Consider the following 16,339-nt stretch of genomic DNA (forward strand, 5'->3'; position numbering starts at 1 on the left):
CGGGAGGTGACGCTGCCGTGGCCCTGATCGGCCCCATCCTTGACGACCGTTCGTTCGAGCAGTTGCGCGACGAGCTGGTCAAGCGGATCCCGGTGTACGCGCCGGAGTGGACCGACCACAACGAGAGCGACCCGGGTGTCGCGCTGCTCGAGCTGTTCGCGTTCCTCGGCGAGACCCTGCTGTACCGGTTCAACCAGATCCCCGACGCGACCAAGGTGAGTTTCCTGCGGCTGCTGGGGGTGCGCCCGCGGCCCGCCCAGCCGGCCCGGGCGTTGCTGGCCCTGCGGACCGAGGAGCCCGGCGGTGTGCCGATCCTGCGCGACGCCGAGGCCAAAGCCGGGGCGGTCTCGTTCGAGACCGAGGACGAGGTGTACGTGTGGCCGTTGCAGGCGCTGGCCGTCGGTAAACGGGCGGTGCCGGCCGCGCAGACCGCCGGGGACACCGAACGCCGCGACGACGCCATCGCCCGGCTCAGCACCGCGGCCGCACCCGTCGACCCCGACAAGGTCAAGTTCTACGAGACGGTCGCCGTCCCGGACGACCCGCTGGCCCCGGACGCCACGATCCTCGACGTGAACAACACCCTCGACCGGGCACTGTGGATCGCACTGCTGGGCGAGGACACGACCGACGTCGACCAGCTCGCCAACCGTACGCTGTTCGTCGGTTTCGCCATGGACGAGCAGGTCACCACCCCGTTCGACCTGGACCGCCTGGACGACGACGAGGTGCCCCGCTACCGCTCGACCGGGCTGGGCGCCGACCCGCCGGCGATGCTCTGGCGCCTCTGGAACGGCCCGCCCGCGACCCGGACCGGCGCCGCGTTCACCGACCTGCAGATCCTCGGCGACACCACCGCCGGGCTCGTGCGCGGCGGCGTCGTCAAAGTCGCCGTGCCGCCCGCCCTGCCACGCTTCGACCCGCTCGAACGGTCCCCGGGCGACCTGGACAACCCGCCGCCGCTGGAGGACGAGGAACAGGCCGCCCGCGTCGTGGCCTGGCTGCAGATACGCCGCCCGCAGACCGAGAACGACTCGATCGGCGGGGTGCGCTGGGTCGGGCTCAACGCCGTCTCGGCGGTGCAGGCCCGCACCGCCGGCGCCGAACTGCTCGGCACCGGCAGCGGCGACGGCTCCCAACGGTTCGCGCTCACCCAGCGGCCGGTGCTGCGCCGCACCGTGCGGCTGCAGGTCGAGGAACCCGACGGCTGGCGCGACTGGCAGGAGACCGACGACTTCACCGCCAGCAGCCCCGACGACCGTCACTACGTGGTCGACCTGACGGCCGGGGAGGTCGAGTTCGGCGCCCGCACCCGGGTACCGCAGATCGGCGAACGCATCCGCGTGCTGTCCTACCGCTACGGCGGCGGCCGCGCCGGATCGGTCGCCGCCGGCGCGATCACCCGGATCAGCGGCACCGCCGGGGTCACCGTCAGCAACCCGCTGCCGGCCGCCGGTGGCGCCGACGCGGCGCCGCTGACCGACGCGATGGACAGCATCCCCGCCGAGGTCCACCGCCGGGACCGGGCCGTGGTCGCCGACGACTTCCGCGACCTGGCCCTGCAGGTCCCCGGCGTGCTGCGCGCCGAAACGCTGCCGCTGATGCACCCCGACAACCCGCGCACCCCCGCCGCCGGGGTGATCAGCGTGCTGCTGTTCCCGGCCGAGGACCTGCGCAGGCCCTCCGCCCCCATGCCCGACGTGACGCTGCTGCGCCGCGTCGCGGCCTACCTCGACCCGCGCCGGCTGGTCACCACCGAGCTGTACGTCATCCCGCCCACCTACAAGCAGATCTCCGTGTCGGTCGGGGTGCGGGTCCGCGACGGCTACCAGGTCGACGCCGTACGCCGCTGGGTCGAACTGATCCTGCGCCAGTTCCTGGCCCCCGTCCCGCCGTACGGCCCCGACGCCGGCGGCTGGCCCCTCGGCCGGGCCGTACGCGCCGCCGAACTGCACGCGGTCGCCGTCCAGGTCGACGGGGTCGAGTTCCTCGAAGGGCTGAGCCTGGCCGAACCCGGCCGGCCGCCGAGCGAACTGGTCGAGCTCGCCGCGTGGGAGGTCCCCGAACTCACCGCCATCACCGTGGTCACCGGCGCACCGCTGCCGCCCGGCGATCCGTACGTGCCGGCCCCGCCGGGCACCGGCCCGGACGTCGTCATCGTCCCGCTGCCGCCCGAGGTCTGCTGATGAACGGCGACCGCGGCCTGAGCCTGCTGGCCCACCCCGACCAGTGGGCCCGTTGCAGCCACGACGGCACCGCCCTGGTGCCCGGCGGCGGTGTTCAGCTGACCTGGGCCGACGACGACAACGACGAGACCCGCCGGCCCCGCCTGCTCGCCGGCCGGTGCGTGCCGCCCACCCCACCGGTACGGGTGCCCGAGGAACCCGCCGGGCTCGCGTTCGACCGGTGGTGCCGCAGCTACCGCTCCAACCCGGCCCAGCACCGCGTCGACGTCGCCACCGCCGCCGGTGACCCGCGCACACCCGCGCACCAGCCGGGCATCCTGCGCCGCCCGCTGGGCCTGGCCGTCGACCGGGCGCAACGCCTCTACGTCGTCGAGCACGGCGCCGCCGTCGTCCACGTCGTCGACCTGTGGGCCCAGCGCCTGCTGCGCCGCGTACCGGTCCGCAGCGCCGCGCACCGCGCCCGCCGCCCGGTCGACGTCGCCGCCCTGTGCTGCCGCGCCTACGTGCTGCTGCAACGACCCGCCGCCCTCGTCGTGATCACCGGCCGCCGCGGCCCGCTGCCCGGCCCACCACTGCACCGCCCCCGCGGCCGCGGCCCCCTGGAACCGACCCGGATCGCCGCGCACCGTTGCGGCCTCTACGTGCTGTGGCGCCGCCCCGGCACCCCGCTGGGCCTGATCGCCCGCCCGGACGGGACCGTCGAGGCCGAGGTCGACGGCGCCACCGACATCGACCTGACCGCTGACGGCACCCTGATCGTCGCCCGCGCCCCGCACCGGCCGTTCCGCCGATTCCAGCCGGCCGTCCCGGGCCGGCCGGAACTCGAACCGCTCGACGCCCCCCGCTACGACGGCGGCGCGCTCAGCGTGGCCCCGAACGGACGGATCGCGTACACCGCCGCCGGCGGGCACGCCTGGACCGCCGGACCCAGCGCCCGGCACACGACCACCGGCACCGTCACCACCTACCGCCTCGACAGCGGCGCCTACGCCACCCGCTGGGGCCGGCTGTTCCTCGACGCCTGCCTGCCGCCGGGCACCACGGTCACCGTACGGTTCCTGACCACCGACGAGGACGACGTCACCGACCCACTGCCGTGGCGGCCCGCCGACCGCGGCCACCACAGCCGGCGCGACCACACACCCACCCTGCCCTCGCGAACCCTGCTCGACGAACCACCCACCACACCACCGGCCACCCTGGTGCGCCGCCCGACCGGACGCGAATGGCCGTGGGCGCAGATCGCCGCCGACGACCGGTTCGAAACGTACGAGACCCCCGTCGCCGCACCACCCGGGCGCTACCTGTGGCTCGTGCTGCACCTGAGCGGCACCCACCGCACCACCCCCCGCGTACGCGCCCTGCGCGTCGAACGCCCCGGCCACCAGCTCCTGCGCCGCCTGCCACGATCCTGGTCACGCGACGAGACCGCCGCGAGTTTCCTGCAGCGCTACCTCGCCCCGGCCGAGGCCCTGCTGCACGAGATGGACGAACGCTCCGCCCAACGCGCCGTCCTGGTCGACCCGCACACCTGCCCCCAGGAGACCCTCAACTGGCTGGCCGGGTTCGCCGGGCTGGTCCTGGACCGCCGCTGGCCCGAACCGGCCCGCCGCACCCTGATCGCCGAGGCCTACCCGCTGTTCCGGCGCCGCGGCACGATCGCCGCCCTGGAACGGATCATCGCCGTCTACCTCGGCGTCGCCCCGGTCATCGTCGAACGGTGGCGGCTACGCGGGATCGGCGGCGCCGTCCTGGGCACCCAGCCCGGCGGACCCCCCGCCCCCGCCATCGAGGGCGCCGCCCGGGCCACCGGCACCCTGGGCCGCTTCACCCTGGGCGGCAGCCGCCCCGGCGACGACGTCTACAAAACCTCGGCCCACCAGTTCAGCGTCCTGATCCCGGCCGAGCTGAGCACCGAACAGCTGCAGGTCGTCCGCGGCATCGTCGACACCCACAAACCGGCGCACACCACCTACGACATCTGCGAACTCGGCAGCGGCATGCGGATCGGACGGCGGCTGCACCTGAGCCTCACCTCGTTCGTCGGACCCGGCGCCGCCGCCGGACCCGCCGTGGTCGGCCAGGTCCTCGTAGGCGGGGACGGCGTCGTCGGGCTACCCGCCGTCGGCGCCCGCCTCGGGCAGAGCTCACGGCCGGGGGAGCTGAGAGTCGGATGAACACCCCCGCCCTGCACGTCCAGCGGCTCACCGCCACCGTGCACACCGGCCACGACGGCGACGGCCGCCGCGTCGACCGGATGCTGCACCGCCTGGCCGACCGCCGCCTCGACGACGCACTGCGCGCCGTCACCCTGCCGGCGGGCCGCTGGTGCGTACGCCGCATCGACATACCGATCCACCTCGGCCCGGACGACACCGACAGCACCGTCGAAACCGCATGGGCCCGCCGGCTCATCGCCGTCCTGCAGCACGCCCTGGCCCAGCAGTCCCCGGACGTCGTCCACTACCACCACGACCACGACGCCCTCACCGACCTGCTCACCCACGTCGCGGCCGGGCGCCACGACCGGGCCTGGGCGTGGACCGGGCTCGGCCTGCTGCCCGCCGGGCAACCGGCCCCCGGCCAGCCCGCCGCCGCGGTCATCCTCACCGCCCTGAGCCGCCGGCCCGAACACGCCCTCGCCGCCGTCGCCAACGCCGTACGCCGCACCGGAACGGCGCCACTCGACCGGGCCCTCGGAGCCGACGGCTGGACCGCGGTGGCCGCCCTGGTCAGCGCGGCCGCAACCGGAACCCCGCAGCAGCCCGCACCGCCGACAACCCCACCACCACCGGCGACCGTGGCGGCGGCGCCGGTGAACCCGGCACCACCGGCCGCGGCGACCGTGCACACCCTCGCCGCAGCCCTGGTACGCACGTCCGAACTGGCGGCGGCGCTGCGTAGCAGCCGGCTACGCCCGCCCGCCGCCACCCGCACCGCCTGGGCGGTCCTCGTGGTCGCCGGCACCGACCCGGTCCTGCTGTCCCGGCCGGGCGCGCGGGCCGCCGCCGTCATCGACGCCGTCGCCGAACTGCTGGCACCCACCACCACGACACCGCCCACCCGGCCACTGCCACCGCCATCGGCCGCCGCGCCTGCCTACCGCGGCGTGACCGAGACCGTCCCCACCCCGCCCGGGGCGGGGGAGCGCCCACCCTCCGCCGCCCCGCCCGGCCGGACCCGCAACACCGCACCGCTCCCCACCCCACCCGAAGCAACCCCAACCCGGGCGACCACCGCCGCACCGCCGCGCAGCCGCACCCCCGACGAGACCGCAGCCGACGACACCGCCGAACCCGACCACCGGTACACGATCTGGGCCGGCCTGCCGTTCCTGCTCGCCACCGCCGCCGACGCCGGCATCCCCGCCGTGATAGCCGACGACCCGGTGCTGGCCGCCCGGCCGCTGCGCTGGACGCTGCACGCCATCGCCCGCACCCTGATCCCGGCCGACGCCGACGACCCGGCCGTACTCGCCCTCGCCGGCCTCGGCCCGACAGCAGACCCACCGTCCGGGGACGCCGAACCCGCCGAACAGGCCCGCGTCGACGAACTGGCCCGAACGTGGGCCGCCGCCACCACCGCCCGATTCCCGCAGCCCGGCAACACCGACATCGTCTCGCGGGTCGCCCGCCGCACCGGCCACGTCGTCGCCGACCCCGGCTGGATCGACATCCACCTGCGCCTCGACGAGGTCGACGTCGACGTACGCCGGGCCGGCCTCGACCTCGACCCCGGCTGGGTGCCCTGGCTCGCCACCGTCGTGAGGTTCCGCTATGCGTGACGCGCCCAGCACCGTGCTCCCGGGCCGGGACCTGTCCGCCCGCGCCGCGCAACTCGCCCTGCGCGTCGCCGCCCTGCTCGAAGCCGTCTGCACCGCCGAATCAGGCGCCCGCGCCGCAGCCGCGTTCCTGCGCTCCTGGGCCGGCACCGCCATGACCACCCGGCCCGCCCCCACCTGCTCCACCCCGCTCGACGCCGTCACCACCCGGTTCGCCCTGACCGACGCCGAACGCGACCTGCTGCTGCTCGCCGGGCTGCCCGAAGAACACGAAGGACTGGCCAGCACCTTCCGGGCACTGCACCCGCGCAGCGAGCCATACCCGACGGCCGGACTGGCCGCGCTCGTACTCGGCGACGGCGACGACACCGGCCGCGCCACCCTGCGCCGGCTGCTGACCGGCGGCGCCGCGACCCGACACGGCCTGGTCCGCCTCCACGGCGACGGACCCCTGTTCGAACGCGGCCTGCGCCCGGCCGACCGGCTGTGGGAAGCGCTGCACGGCCACGACGCCTGGCCCGAGACCATCGAACGAGTCCCGGTCGGCGAACCCCCGGCCGGGCTGACCCGATGGCTCGAACACACCGACGTGCGATACGCGATCGCCGCGATCCGGGCCGGCGACGACCGCACCCTGCTGATCACCTCACCCGACCAGAACGTGGCCCTGAGCCGCTGCGCCGCGATCGCCGCCGCCGCCGGCACCGGCCTGGCCGCCGGACGCCTCGACGGCAACCAGACAATCGGCACCGCCCATCTGCTCACCGCGCACGCCGCCGCCCGCGACGCGATCCCCGTACTCGTGATACCGGCCGTCGACGGCCCGGCCGCCACCCGCGACCTGGATCTACACGACATCCCCGGCCCGGTCCTGGTCTGCACCGCCCCCGGCGCCGCCCGCCCCACCGGGCAACGCCCGATGCTCACCGTGCCGATCGGACCGCTCGACGCCACCGACCACCGCACCGCCTGGCGCACCGGCCTGCCCGCCCTGACCACCCAGGCCGCCACCCTGGCCGCCCGGCACCCACTCGACCCGGCCCTGACCGCCTGGATCGCCGCCGACGTACGCAGCCGCCAACAGCTCATGCCCGCCACCATGCAGGTGCCCGACGTGTCCGCCTCGATCCGCGCCCGCATCGAAGGGTCCCTGCCCCCCAGCGTCGACTTCATCACCGCCACCGTGCCCTGGGACCGCCTCGTCCTACCATCAGAACCCGGACGCCAACTCCGTGACGCGGCCACCCGCCTGCAGCACCAGTCCCTGGTCCTCGACGACTGGGGCCTGCGCCACCACGCCCGCGCCGACCGGGGCGTACGCCTGCTGTTCACCGGCGCCCCCGGAACCGGCAAAACCCTCGCCGCCGAAGTCGTCGCCACCGCCATCGGCACCGACCTGCTCCGCGTCGACGTCTCCCAGGTCGTCTCCAAATGGATCGGCGAGACCGAGAAGAACCTCGCCGCCGTCTTCGACATCGCCGAACGCACCCAGGCCGTCCTGCTCCTCGACGAGGCCGACGCCCTGTTCGGCGCCCGCACCGAGATCACCGACGCGCACGACCGGTACGCCAACCTGGAAACCGCCTACCTGCTGCAACGCCTCGACCACTTCGACGGGCTCGCCGTCCTGTCGACCAACCTGCGCAAGAACATCGACGCCGCGTTCATCCGCCGCATGGACTTCGTCATCGACTTCCCCATGCCCGACGAGGCGTGCCGCCGCGACCTGTGGGCCCTGCACCTGCCGCCGCGCATCCGCGACGACGACGTCGAATACGGCGTACTGGCCCGGCTCTACCCGGTGCCCGGCGGCTGGATCCGCAACGCCGCCATCGCCGCCGCCTTCCTCGCCGCCGCCGACACGGGCGCCCGGGTGCGACAGGCGCACCTGATCAGCTCCATCCGGCGCGAGTACGCGAAAGCCGCCCGGCCGTTCCCCGGCGAACCACCCCAGCCGGCGCACCGGGCGGGCAGCGACAAGGAGACCAGATGAGCACCCTCGACGACACGCCGGCCACGACGTCCTGCCCCGATGAAGACCTGCCGGTCAACCCGTTCGTCGCCCTGCGGGTGGCGTACGGGATGCTGCTCGGCGAGGACGACTTCCGCACCCTCATCGGTCACCCCCGCGGCAAACAGATGCTGCACACCACCTGGCTGCACGGCTCCGGCGTCATCCACGGCTACCGGGTCGGCCGTCAAGGCACCTGGAAACTGACCGTCGAACCCGGACTGGCCCTCGACAGCCAAGGCCGTGAACTGCTGCTCGACGCCGGCCGCGACCTCGACGTCGACCAGTGGCTCAAAAAACAGAAACCCGCCGACCTGCCCGAGCACCAACCCGGCGAGACCTTCGACGTCGACGCCTACGTCGTCGCCGAGTTCCAGGGCTGCCCGGCCGCGCCCGTGCCCACCCTGGCCGACCCCTGCGACGTCACCCGCCGCCACGACGACTTCTCCCGCGTCCTCGAAACCACCCGCCTCGACCTGAGACTCGGCACCCCACCAGCCGACCCGTCGCCCTACCACCGCGTACGGGTCCTGCTCGGCCTCGACCAGGTCACCGGCCCCGACGACGAAGCCGGGCACCAGGCCACCGAAGCCGCCCAGCGCGTCACCGCCGCCCCACCCGCCGAACGCGCCGCGACCATGCTCCACGAATTCCAGGCCATGGCCGCCCACGACGGCATGGACCGCCGGCCCGCCCAACAACCCGGCGACCCCGCACCCGGACTGTTCCCGGCCCTCGACGACGACGCCGCGGTCGTCCTCGCCGCCGTCACCATCACCGTCCGCGACGCCGACGACAACAAAGAGATCCGCAAAGTCGTCCCCGACCCCTGCGTACGGCGCACCCTGCTGCCCACCGCCACCATCCAGGACCTCACCACCGGCGAAAACCCCGACGCCACTCCCGGCGGCGACGCCGGCGGACCCCGCGTCATCCCCGGCTCCCTGCACTGGTCCGACAACGACCGCTGCCTCAGCATCGACCTCACCGCCGCCGTCAACGAAAGCTCCGCCGAGGACGCCGTCACCGTCACCTCCCTGTCCGACCGCGGCTGGGTCACCGAAGACATCAACCGCATCGAACACCAGCCCGGCCCACCACACCAACTGCTGATCCACCTCGACGACCGGCCCGCCTACCCACTGGTCCGCGTCCTCGTCCGCGGCACCGGCGACCGGCCCGTCTACGGCACCGACCCACCCGTCCCACTCGCCGGCATCGTCGGCGGCCCACCCGCAACCGAACACGACGGCCACGACGCCGCCCTCACCATGCCCAACCCGACCGGGTGGAGGTCCACCCCATGACCACAACCACCGACGCCGCCACCACCACCGGCCGCACCTCCGAACCGGTCGGCGGCGGCCTCAACCGGCTCCAAGCCTTCGACGGGCTCTTCCTGCGCGCCGAACACCTCCAGCAGATCCAGACCTACGCCGAACAACTCGCCTACGCCACCGGACAAGCCACCGGCCACGGCGTCGTACACGGCTTCGACGTACCGAAGATCGACAAAGACGCCATCCTGCGCGTCGGACCCGGACTGGCCGTCAACCCCCAAGGCCGGCCCCTCAAATCCGAACAGATCGCCACCATCGCCCTGACCGGCCTCACCCCGGCCGCCGACGGCTACTGGATCGTCGAGATCATCGCCGCCAGCACACCATACGGCGACGAATCCGTCTACGGACAGCTCTGCACCGACCCCTGCGCCGGCGGCTCCACCCAGCAACCGTTCAGCACCGAAGGCATCCGTGTCCGCCTCACCCCGGCGACCGAACCACAACTGGACAACCTCTTCAACCCCGCCCAACGCCGCAACTTCCTCGCCTCCCGCCTGTTCGCCAAAGAACACACCGCCGGACCACCGTGGCTCACCACACCACCACTGACCTCACACGACTGGAACCTCGGCGCCCCACCACCCACCGGAGACAGCGTCCCCATCGCCGTACTGCTGCGCACCGCCGGCGAATGGGAGATCGACGTCTGGGCCGTACGCCGCGAAATCGGCGCCCCCACACCCCAACACACCTGGCAGACACGCCTCGGCATGCGCCCCTGGCCCGCCTTCCTCGCCCAGATCCTGCAATTCCAGGACCTGCTCGCCACCAAACACGCCCCACCCACCGCGGCGAACACCCAACGCCACATCGAACAACAACTCGCCTACGCCATCGCCAAAGTGAAGGAACGCAAACAGAAGGAACCGCTGCACGTACTCAACATGCTGCGCTCCACCCTCGCCGGCACCACCACCGAGACCACCGAACCGCTGCCCGGCCTCGGCATCACCGAACTACCCCCAGCCGGATACCTGCCCACCAGCGGCTCCGACAGCGTCGAGGACCAGATCACCGCCCTGCTCGGACCACACGTCGACACCCGCTTCTGCCGCTGCCGCCCCGACCACGTGCCCCACGCCATCGAACAAGCCCAGCACATGGACCGCATCCCGCTCACCGACCAGGCCCACCCACCAGCGATCGACATCCTCGTACCGATCCCCGGCACCGGCCCGATCACCGACGCCACCACGGCGTACGGGTGGGTCGCCTTCACCCGCCGCCGCAGCACCGACTGCGGACCCGGGCCGGTCGACGAGGTCGACGTGTACGCGACCACCGACGACAGCACCGTCATCGAAAAACTCGACGCCGGCCACGTCCCCGACGGAGAACCGCTGGCCACCGCCACCTTCCCACCACGCACCTGGGCCGTACCGACCTCCGACGCCTACCAGAAAGCCGTCGCCGCGGTGGGGGAGCACAACAAGATCGCGCTCTACGGACTCGCGTCCTCCGAGGAACGCCGGCCCCTCGCCGCCGTCCGCGCCGCCCTGCTGCTCGGCCCCCTCGACGACAAAGACATCGACTCGTTCGTCCTGCGCACCGCGGTAGTCCCGGCCGGCACCCGAGAAGCCATCGTCATCGCAGTCGGCGACGCGCAAGTCGCACCCACCAAACCCGAAGACCCACCAGAACCGGGGGAGGAGCAATAAGGCCGCACAGCACCACTCAACCCGTTCCGTCCACGACCACATTCACCAACGGCTCACCCGCGACAAAACGCCGCACCTGATCCACCAGCAACCGGCGGGCCCGAGGCGCCAACGCACCCGTCAAACCACCCGCATGCGGACTGATCACCACGTTCGGCGCCGACCACAACGGATGACCCCCAGGCAACGGCTCCGGATCAGTCACATCCAGCGCCGCACACAACCGGCCCGAACCCACCTCGGCCAGCAACGCCCCGGTATCGACCACCCGACCCCGGGACACATTCACCAGCAGAGCACCGTCAGCCATCGCAGCGAGAAAACCCCGGCCGACCAGACCCTCGGTCTCCGGCGTCAACGACATCGCCAGCACCACGACATCCGCCCACGGCAAAAGCTCCCCGACCGCAGAAATCGGCCGTACGCCCGGACGCGCCCGACGAGCCACCCGTGCGACCTCCACCTCGAACCCCGCCAACCGCCGCTCGATCGCCGCCCCGATCGAGCCGTACCCGACGATCAACACCCGCGCGTCCGCCAACCCCGCGGACCACGCCGCCGGAACCCACCGGCGCTCACCCTGCGCCCGCACGAACTCCGGCAACCGCCGGCGAGCCGCCAGAATCAGCGCCACCGCCATCTCAGCCGTCGCCGCGTCGTGCACACCCCGCCCATTGGCCAGCACCACACCAGGGCGCAGGAACGGCAGCACATGGTCATAACCCGCGGTCACCGTCTGCACCACCCGCAGCCGCGGCATCGAGGCGATCGGCTCACCGAAGCGAGGATCGATGACCCCGTACGGCACCGCGTAGAACTCGACATCACCGAGCGCGGCCGGCGCAGGCCCAGCACCGTCGTACAACCCGACATCAAGATCACCAAGGTCGGCCACCGCACCCGGATGAGAGATCAAAAAACGCACGACGCCATCGTGCCCTGCCACGAATTCGATGGCGCGGCCCCTCCCCGCCGCCCTAGGGTCAGACACCCCAGCGAGGAAGCGACAAGCCGATGCGCCCAACCCTGCGCCGCCTCGAACCCGACGACTGGCCGACCTGGCGCGCCCTGAGACTGGCCGCCCTGTCCGACTCACCGCAGGCGTTCGCGTCCTCCCTGACCAGGGAGCAGAGCTACGGCGAGGGGGAGTGGCGCGACTGGCTCGCAGTCCACAGCGAACCGATAACGGCCGCTCAGTCCATCGACGATATCCCAGGTCGATAATCGACATTATGTAAACCTAGAATGCTCGGAGGTATGCGAGGCACCCCCTCGAGCACCTCGGGGGCGCTCCCTGGCCAAGCCAATGATCCGGACCGCAGTTGAATCCTCTGAGCGCTTCTTCCTCTGGTAGGCCGCGTTGACCTTGCGCTGGCATTCCAGGCAGATCGCGTCAGGCTTCGACGCCCGCCATCCGAAGTCAGCGAGCGACTTGAAGAGGCCGCATCCGCGCGTTGGCGAGCAGATCCGACTCGGACGGCTCCGCAGCCGCCCTTCTTTGGCGTTATGTGTAGGCATTGGAATATCTTTTGTCTTGTGTCTACGGTGGCGACTTCAGTACAAAAGCTGCATAATATCCCATATGCATGACGCGCGAGGCTTGTCGGTCCGGGAGCTGGTCGGTGATTTTCTGGCGGCTCGGGCTGTGCGCAAGCCGTCTGTGCACACGCTGCAGGCGTACGAGAGGGATTTGAACTCGATCGTTGCTCTGGTCGACGCCGAGCCGGTCACCCTGAGTGACCTCTCCCCCCGCGTTCTGCGACTGGCATTCGCGACGTTCGCCAGTAGTCGTGCTCCCGCCTCGGTGGCTCGCGCCTGGTCGAGCTGGAACGCGTTCTTCACGTTCCTGGTGACCGAGCAGGTGGTGGCGGGCAATCCGATGTCGGCTGTGGACAAGCCGCGACACAAGCCCCACTCCCCCAAGCCGCTGCGGGGTGAGGACACTCCCGAGCAGTTGCTCGACGCGGTGAGCAGGGCCGACGACCGTCAGCGTGACCCCTGGCCGGAACGTGACGTGGCTGTTCTGGCCCTGGCCCTGTGCGCGGGTCTGCGCCTGTCGGAGTTGCTGGCGCTGCGGATCGGGAGTTTCCACGGCCGTGACGGTGAGCGGCGGGTCGAGGTGGCCGGTAAGGGCGGCCGTCCGCGTACGGTGCCGATCGAGCCCGAGCTGGACGCTGTCGTGGAGCGTTATGTGGATACGCGGCGGGTGCGTTTCGGCCGGGCGGCGTCCGGTGACGCGTTGATGGTCGACCGTAAGGGTGCTCCCCTGCAGCGCGGTGGCCTGCAATATCTGGTGACTTCGTGTTATCGCCGGGCCGGGATCACCGATCGGGTGCCTCGTGGTGCTCAGCTGCACGCGTTGCGGCATACGTTCGCGACGCGGCTGGCCGAGGACGGTGCGAATGCCAGCGAGATCATGCGGTTGCTGGGGCATGCGTCGTTGACGACGTCGCAGAACTACATCGAGGTGACGGCGGAACAGCAACGCGCGGCCGTACGGGCGAACCGTACGAACCGCGCGTTGAGGGGTCTGGGCTAGGCGACGGTGAGGTTTACTTCGATGTTGCCGCGGGTGGCGTTGCTGTAGGGGCAGACCTGGTGGGCGGCTTCGAGCAGTTCGCGGGCCTTGGCCTGGTCGACGCCGGGGATCTCGGCTTCGATGGTGGCGCCGAGGACGAAGCCGGGGCCGTCGGTCTTGGGGTTGATGGTGACGTCGACGGTGATGGCTGTGTCGGTCAGCGTGATCTTCTGGGCGCGGGCGACAAGTTTGAGGGCGCCGTGGAAGCAGGCTGCGTAGCCGGCGGCGAAGAGTTGTTCGGGGTTGCTGTGTTCGCCGCCGGCGCCGCCCATTTCCTTGGGGACGGCGAGGTCGAAGTCGAGGACGCCGTCGCTGGAGCGGATGTGGCCGTTGCGGCCGTCGCCGGTTGCGGTGGCGGAGGCGGTGTAGAGCGCGCTCATGGGGATGCCTTTCATGGGGATGTGGTGCCGCGGACGCGGCCGAGCAGGTGGTGCAGTTGGATGAATTCGTCTTCGGTCAGGTCGACGGAGCAGGCGATGCGGCGGGGCAGGTCGGTGAGGGTCTCGCGTAACGAGCGACCGCTGTCGGTGAGGTGGACGACGACGGTGCGTTCGTCGGTGGTGCCTCGGGTGCGGGTGACGTGGCCGGCGGTTTCGAGGCGTTTGAGCAGGGGGCTGAGGGTGCCGCTGTCGAGGTCGAGCTGTTTGCCGAGTTCGCGGACGGTGGTGGGGCCGCGGTGCCAGAGGACGCGTAGGGCGAGGTATTGGGGGTAGGTGAGGCCGTGGGGGTCGAGGGCGGGCCGGTAGATGGCGGTCATGGCTCGGCTGGCTGCGTAGAGCTGGAAGCAGACCATCTGTTCGAGTCCGGTGTCGTCGACCATGAAACGAAACGGTAGTGCACAACTAAGTTGCGCGCAACTGGATGCGGGCGCCACTGCGTGTGATCATCGGCGGCGTGCCGGACATCCGATTCGTACAGCTCTCCCCCGCCGCGCTGGCCGCCCTCATCGACGGTGATCTGGACGCCGCGAGCGCGGCCGCGGGTACGCCGTTGAGCCAGTTCCTGGTGGATGAGGCGTGGTTGTGGCGCATCCGCCTGGCCGACATCGAGGCCGATCCGCGGGCGGCGCAGTGGATCGCGCGGGCGGTGGTGGCCGAGCCGGAGGGTGTCGTGGTCGGTCACGCTGGGTTCCACGGTCCGCCCGACGCTGACGGGGTGGTCGAGGTGGCGTACTCGGTCGATCCGGCTTTCCGGCGGCGTGGTTATGCCAAGGCGATGCTGCGGGCGTTGCTGGAGCGCGCCGACGATGATCGAGACGTGACGGCCGTACGGGCCAGCATCCGGCCCGACAACGTCGGCTCCCGGGCGGTCATCGCCGGCACCGGTTTCCGGAAGATCGGTGAGCAGTGGGATCCGGAGGACGGTCTGGAGGATGTGTTCCTGCGGCCCGGCAATGATCGTTAGCGGTCGAGCTGGACGACCAGGGGCAGGTGGTCGGAGAACGCGGGCCGGCTGGTGGCGACCTGCACGACGCGGCCGAGGGCCTCGATGCCGCGGGGGTCGGCCAGGATGTGGTCGAGTTGCGCGCGGGGCATGGGGCTGGGGAAGGTCGCGGCGCGGCCGAGGGTTTTCCAGCCGGTGACGGCGCGTACGGGCCGGGTGGGCATGTTGAGGTCGCCCAGCAGCACTCTGGGGGCGGGCAGGGCGCGCAGGGCCCGTACGGCGTGGCGCAGTTGCCTGAGGTTCCAGCCGGGGACGAAGGACAGGTGGGTGGTGGCGACGGTCATCGGTCCGCGCGGGGTGTCCAGGACGGCGGCGAGCAGGACGCGGGGTTCGTCCTTGAGCAGGCGCAGGCCGTTGTCGGGGTCGTAGATGGGTGAGCGCATGGGGGCGCCGGGCAGGGCGGTGATCTGCCAGCGGGTGACCGGGTACCGGCTGATCAGGGCTATGCCGTAGAGGGGGTGGTGGTTGTCGTCGTCGCTGCGCCAGGGTTGCCAGGTCTCGCCGGGGGTGCCGACGACGGCGGCGGCGAAGCGGTGGACCTGGGCGCCCAGCGCTTGGGCGGCGATGGCGGTGAGGTCGAGCAGGCCGCTGCGGGGCTGGGCCTTGTCGACTTCTTGGATGCCGAGGACGTCGGCGTCGAGCTCGGTGACGGCGGCGGCGACCCGGTCGGCGTGTACGGTGCCGTCGGACAGGGATCTGCCGTGCAGAAGGTTGAACGTGGCCAGGCGCACGAGTACCGACCATAGTCATGCGGGAGGGGCACGTGTTCATCAAGGCGCTCTGCTGCTCAATGATGATCTTCATCGCAGTCGCGGCGATCGGGATCTGGCTTCAACGCCGGCGCGGCCGATAATGCCTGCCATGAGTGAAGATCTGATCGCCGAGCTGGAGGCTCAGGAGCGCGAGCTCGAGCTGGGTCGTTTCGACAACGCCGACGCGTGGCGGCTCGGGAGTCTGCTGGTCGAGCTGGCGGCGCGGCGGGGGTTGCCGGTGGCGATCGACATCCGCCGGGGTGCGCAGCAGCTGTTCCACGCCGGTTTGGCCGGCAGTGTGGCCGACAACGACCGGTGGATCGAGCGCAAGGTACGGGTCGTCGAGCGTTATGGGGCGTCGTCGTTCCTGGTCGGGCGGCGTCTGGCCGCGAAGGGGCAGGAGCTCGACGCGGGTATGGGTGTGAACCCGGCTGATTATGCCGCGCACGGTGGGGCGTTCCCGATCCGTATCCGGGACGTGGGTGTGGTCGGTGTGGTGACCGTGTCGGGGTTGCCGCAGGCCGATGACCACGCTCTGGTCGTGGAGGCGTTGCGGGCTTTCCGCTCGTAGCAGTAAACCCTTCCGG

General features: G+C 71.8%; 14 protein-coding genes. 10 read left to right on the top strand and 4 right to left on the bottom strand.

All coding sequences use genetic code 11. The annotated features are described in order from the left end of the window. Positions 1-17 precede the first annotated feature (17 nt). The 6 genes from EER30_RS14230 to EER30_RS14255 are packed head-to-tail and all read left to right on the top strand — an operon-like array spanning position 18 to position 10,979. Positions 18-2,186 carry a putative baseplate assembly protein gene (locus tag EER30_RS14230; RefSeq protein ID WP_127500894.1) on the top strand — a complete coding sequence of 723 codons (2,169 nt, stop codon included), beginning with the start codon at positions 18-20 and terminating at the stop codon, positions 2,184-2,186. After that, the gene (locus EER30_RS14235) at positions 2,186-4,363 is read left to right on the top strand and encodes a phage tail protein I (RefSeq protein WP_127500895.1); all 2,178 of its coding nucleotides are present in this window, start codon (positions 2,186-2,188) and stop codon (positions 4,361-4,363) included. The genes EER30_RS14230 and EER30_RS14235 overlap by 1 nt, the downstream gene beginning before the upstream one ends. Beyond that, positions 4,360-5,970 carry a hypothetical protein gene (locus EER30_RS14240; RefSeq protein ID WP_127500896.1) on the top strand — a complete coding sequence of 537 codons (1,611 nt, stop codon included), beginning with the start codon at positions 4,360-4,362 and terminating at the stop codon, positions 5,968-5,970. The genes EER30_RS14235 and EER30_RS14240 overlap by 4 nt, the downstream gene beginning before the upstream one ends. After that, positions 5,963-7,960, top strand: coding sequence for an ATP-binding protein (locus EER30_RS14245; RefSeq protein WP_127500897.1), 1,998 nt, complete (start codon positions 5,963-5,965; stop codon positions 7,958-7,960). The genes EER30_RS14240 and EER30_RS14245 overlap by 8 nt, the downstream gene beginning before the upstream one ends. Continuing rightward, entirely contained in the window at positions 7,957-9,285 is a 1,329-nt protein-coding gene (locus tag EER30_RS14250) for a hypothetical protein (RefSeq protein WP_127500898.1), read from the top strand. The genes EER30_RS14245 and EER30_RS14250 overlap by 4 nt, the downstream gene beginning before the upstream one ends. Then, positions 9,282-10,979, top strand: coding sequence for a hypothetical protein (locus EER30_RS14255; protein ID WP_127500899.1), 1,698 nt, complete (start codon positions 9,282-9,284; stop codon positions 10,977-10,979). The genes EER30_RS14250 and EER30_RS14255 overlap by 4 nt, the downstream gene beginning before the upstream one ends. Before the next feature lie 16 nt (positions 10,980-10,995). Here the strand turns inward: EER30_RS14255 and EER30_RS14260 are convergent, their stop codons facing one another. After that, the gene (locus EER30_RS14260; RefSeq protein ID WP_127501160.1) at positions 10,996-11,904 is read right to left on the bottom strand and encodes a 2-hydroxyacid dehydrogenase; all 909 of its coding nucleotides are present in this window, start codon (positions 11,902-11,904) and stop codon (positions 10,996-10,998) included. An 89-nt stretch (positions 11,905-11,993) separates the two neighbouring features. On the opposite strand from EER30_RS14260, the gene EER30_RS48655 reads away from it, so the two are divergent. Beyond that, complete coding sequence (locus EER30_RS48655) at positions 11,994-12,203, top strand: hypothetical protein (RefSeq protein WP_240670012.1); 210 nt, start codon at positions 11,994-11,996, stop codon at positions 12,201-12,203. 358 nt (positions 12,204-12,561) lie between these two features. After that, positions 12,562-13,518 (top strand): tyrosine-type recombinase/integrase, encoded by a 957-nt coding sequence (locus EER30_RS14270; protein ID WP_127500900.1) that lies wholly within the window; start codon positions 12,562-12,564, stop codon positions 13,516-13,518. On the opposite strand, the gene EER30_RS14275 is transcribed toward EER30_RS14270, so the two are convergent. Both EER30_RS14275 and EER30_RS14280 read right to left on the bottom strand, forming a co-directional pair. Then, positions 13,515-13,937 carry an organic hydroperoxide resistance protein gene (locus EER30_RS14275; protein WP_127500901.1) on the bottom strand — a complete coding sequence of 141 codons (423 nt, stop codon included), beginning with the start codon at positions 13,935-13,937 and terminating at the stop codon, positions 13,515-13,517. The genes EER30_RS14270 and EER30_RS14275 overlap by 4 nt on opposite strands. Positions 13,938-13,948: 11 nt before the next feature. After that, a complete protein-coding gene (locus EER30_RS14280; RefSeq protein WP_127500902.1) occupies positions 13,949-14,377 on the bottom strand; it encodes a MarR family winged helix-turn-helix transcriptional regulator in 429 nt (142 codons plus the stop codon). 74 nt (positions 14,378-14,451) lie between these two features. Between EER30_RS14280 and EER30_RS14285 the strand changes: the two genes are divergently transcribed. Next, on the top strand, positions 14,452-14,961 hold the full coding sequence (locus EER30_RS14285) for a GNAT family N-acetyltransferase (RefSeq protein WP_127500903.1): 510 nt from the start codon (positions 14,452-14,454) through the stop codon (positions 14,959-14,961). Here EER30_RS14285 and EER30_RS14290 read toward each other — a convergent pair. Continuing rightward, complete coding sequence (locus EER30_RS14290) at positions 14,958-15,731, bottom strand: endonuclease/exonuclease/phosphatase family protein (RefSeq protein WP_127500904.1); 774 nt, start codon at positions 15,729-15,731, stop codon at positions 14,958-14,960. The two genes, EER30_RS14285 and EER30_RS14290, sit on opposite strands and share 4 nt — an antisense overlap. A gap of 130 nt (positions 15,732-15,861) precedes the next feature. Between EER30_RS14290 and EER30_RS14295 the strand changes: the two genes are divergently transcribed. After that, entirely contained in the window at positions 15,862-16,323 is a 462-nt protein-coding gene (locus tag EER30_RS14295; protein WP_127500905.1) for a heme-degrading domain-containing protein, read from the top strand. Positions 16,324-16,339 lie beyond the last annotated feature (16 nt).

The organism is Actinoplanes solisilvae (genome assembly GCF_003999975.1).
Taxonomy (GTDB): domain Bacteria; phylum Actinomycetota; class Actinomycetes; order Mycobacteriales; family Micromonosporaceae; genus Actinoplanes; species Actinoplanes solisilvae.

Coding starts and splice junctions, on each gene's coding strand:
- EER30_RS14235 (WP_127500895.1), top strand. CDS start 2,186: ATGAACGGCGACCGCGGCCTGAGCCTGCTGGCCCACCCCGACCAGTGG.
- EER30_RS14240 (WP_127500896.1), top strand. CDS start 4,360: ATGAACACCCCCGCCCTGCACGTCCAGCGGCTCACCGCCACCGTGCAC.
- EER30_RS14245 (WP_127500897.1), top strand. CDS start 5,963: ATGCGTGACGCGCCCAGCACCGTGCTCCCGGGCCGGGACCTGTCCGCC.
- EER30_RS14250 (WP_127500898.1), top strand. CDS start 7,957: ATGAGCACCCTCGACGACACGCCGGCCACGACGTCCTGCCCCGATGAA.
- EER30_RS14255 (WP_127500899.1), top strand. CDS start 9,282: ATGACCACAACCACCGACGCCGCCACCACCACCGGCCGCACCTCCGAA.
- EER30_RS48655 (WP_240670012.1), top strand. CDS start 11,994: ATGCGCCCAACCCTGCGCCGCCTCGAACCCGACGACTGGCCGACCTGG.
- EER30_RS14270 (WP_127500900.1), top strand. CDS start 12,562: ATGCATGACGCGCGAGGCTTGTCGGTCCGGGAGCTGGTCGGTGATTTT.
- EER30_RS14275 (WP_127500901.1), bottom strand. CDS start 13,937: ATGAGCGCGCTCTACACCGCCTCCGCCACCGCAACCGGCGACGGCCGC.
- EER30_RS14280 (WP_127500902.1), bottom strand. CDS start 14,377: ATGGTCGACGACACCGGACTCGAACAGATGGTCTGCTTCCAGCTCTAC.
- EER30_RS14295 (WP_127500905.1), top strand. CDS start 15,862: ATGAGTGAAGATCTGATCGCCGAGCTGGAGGCTCAGGAGCGCGAGCTC.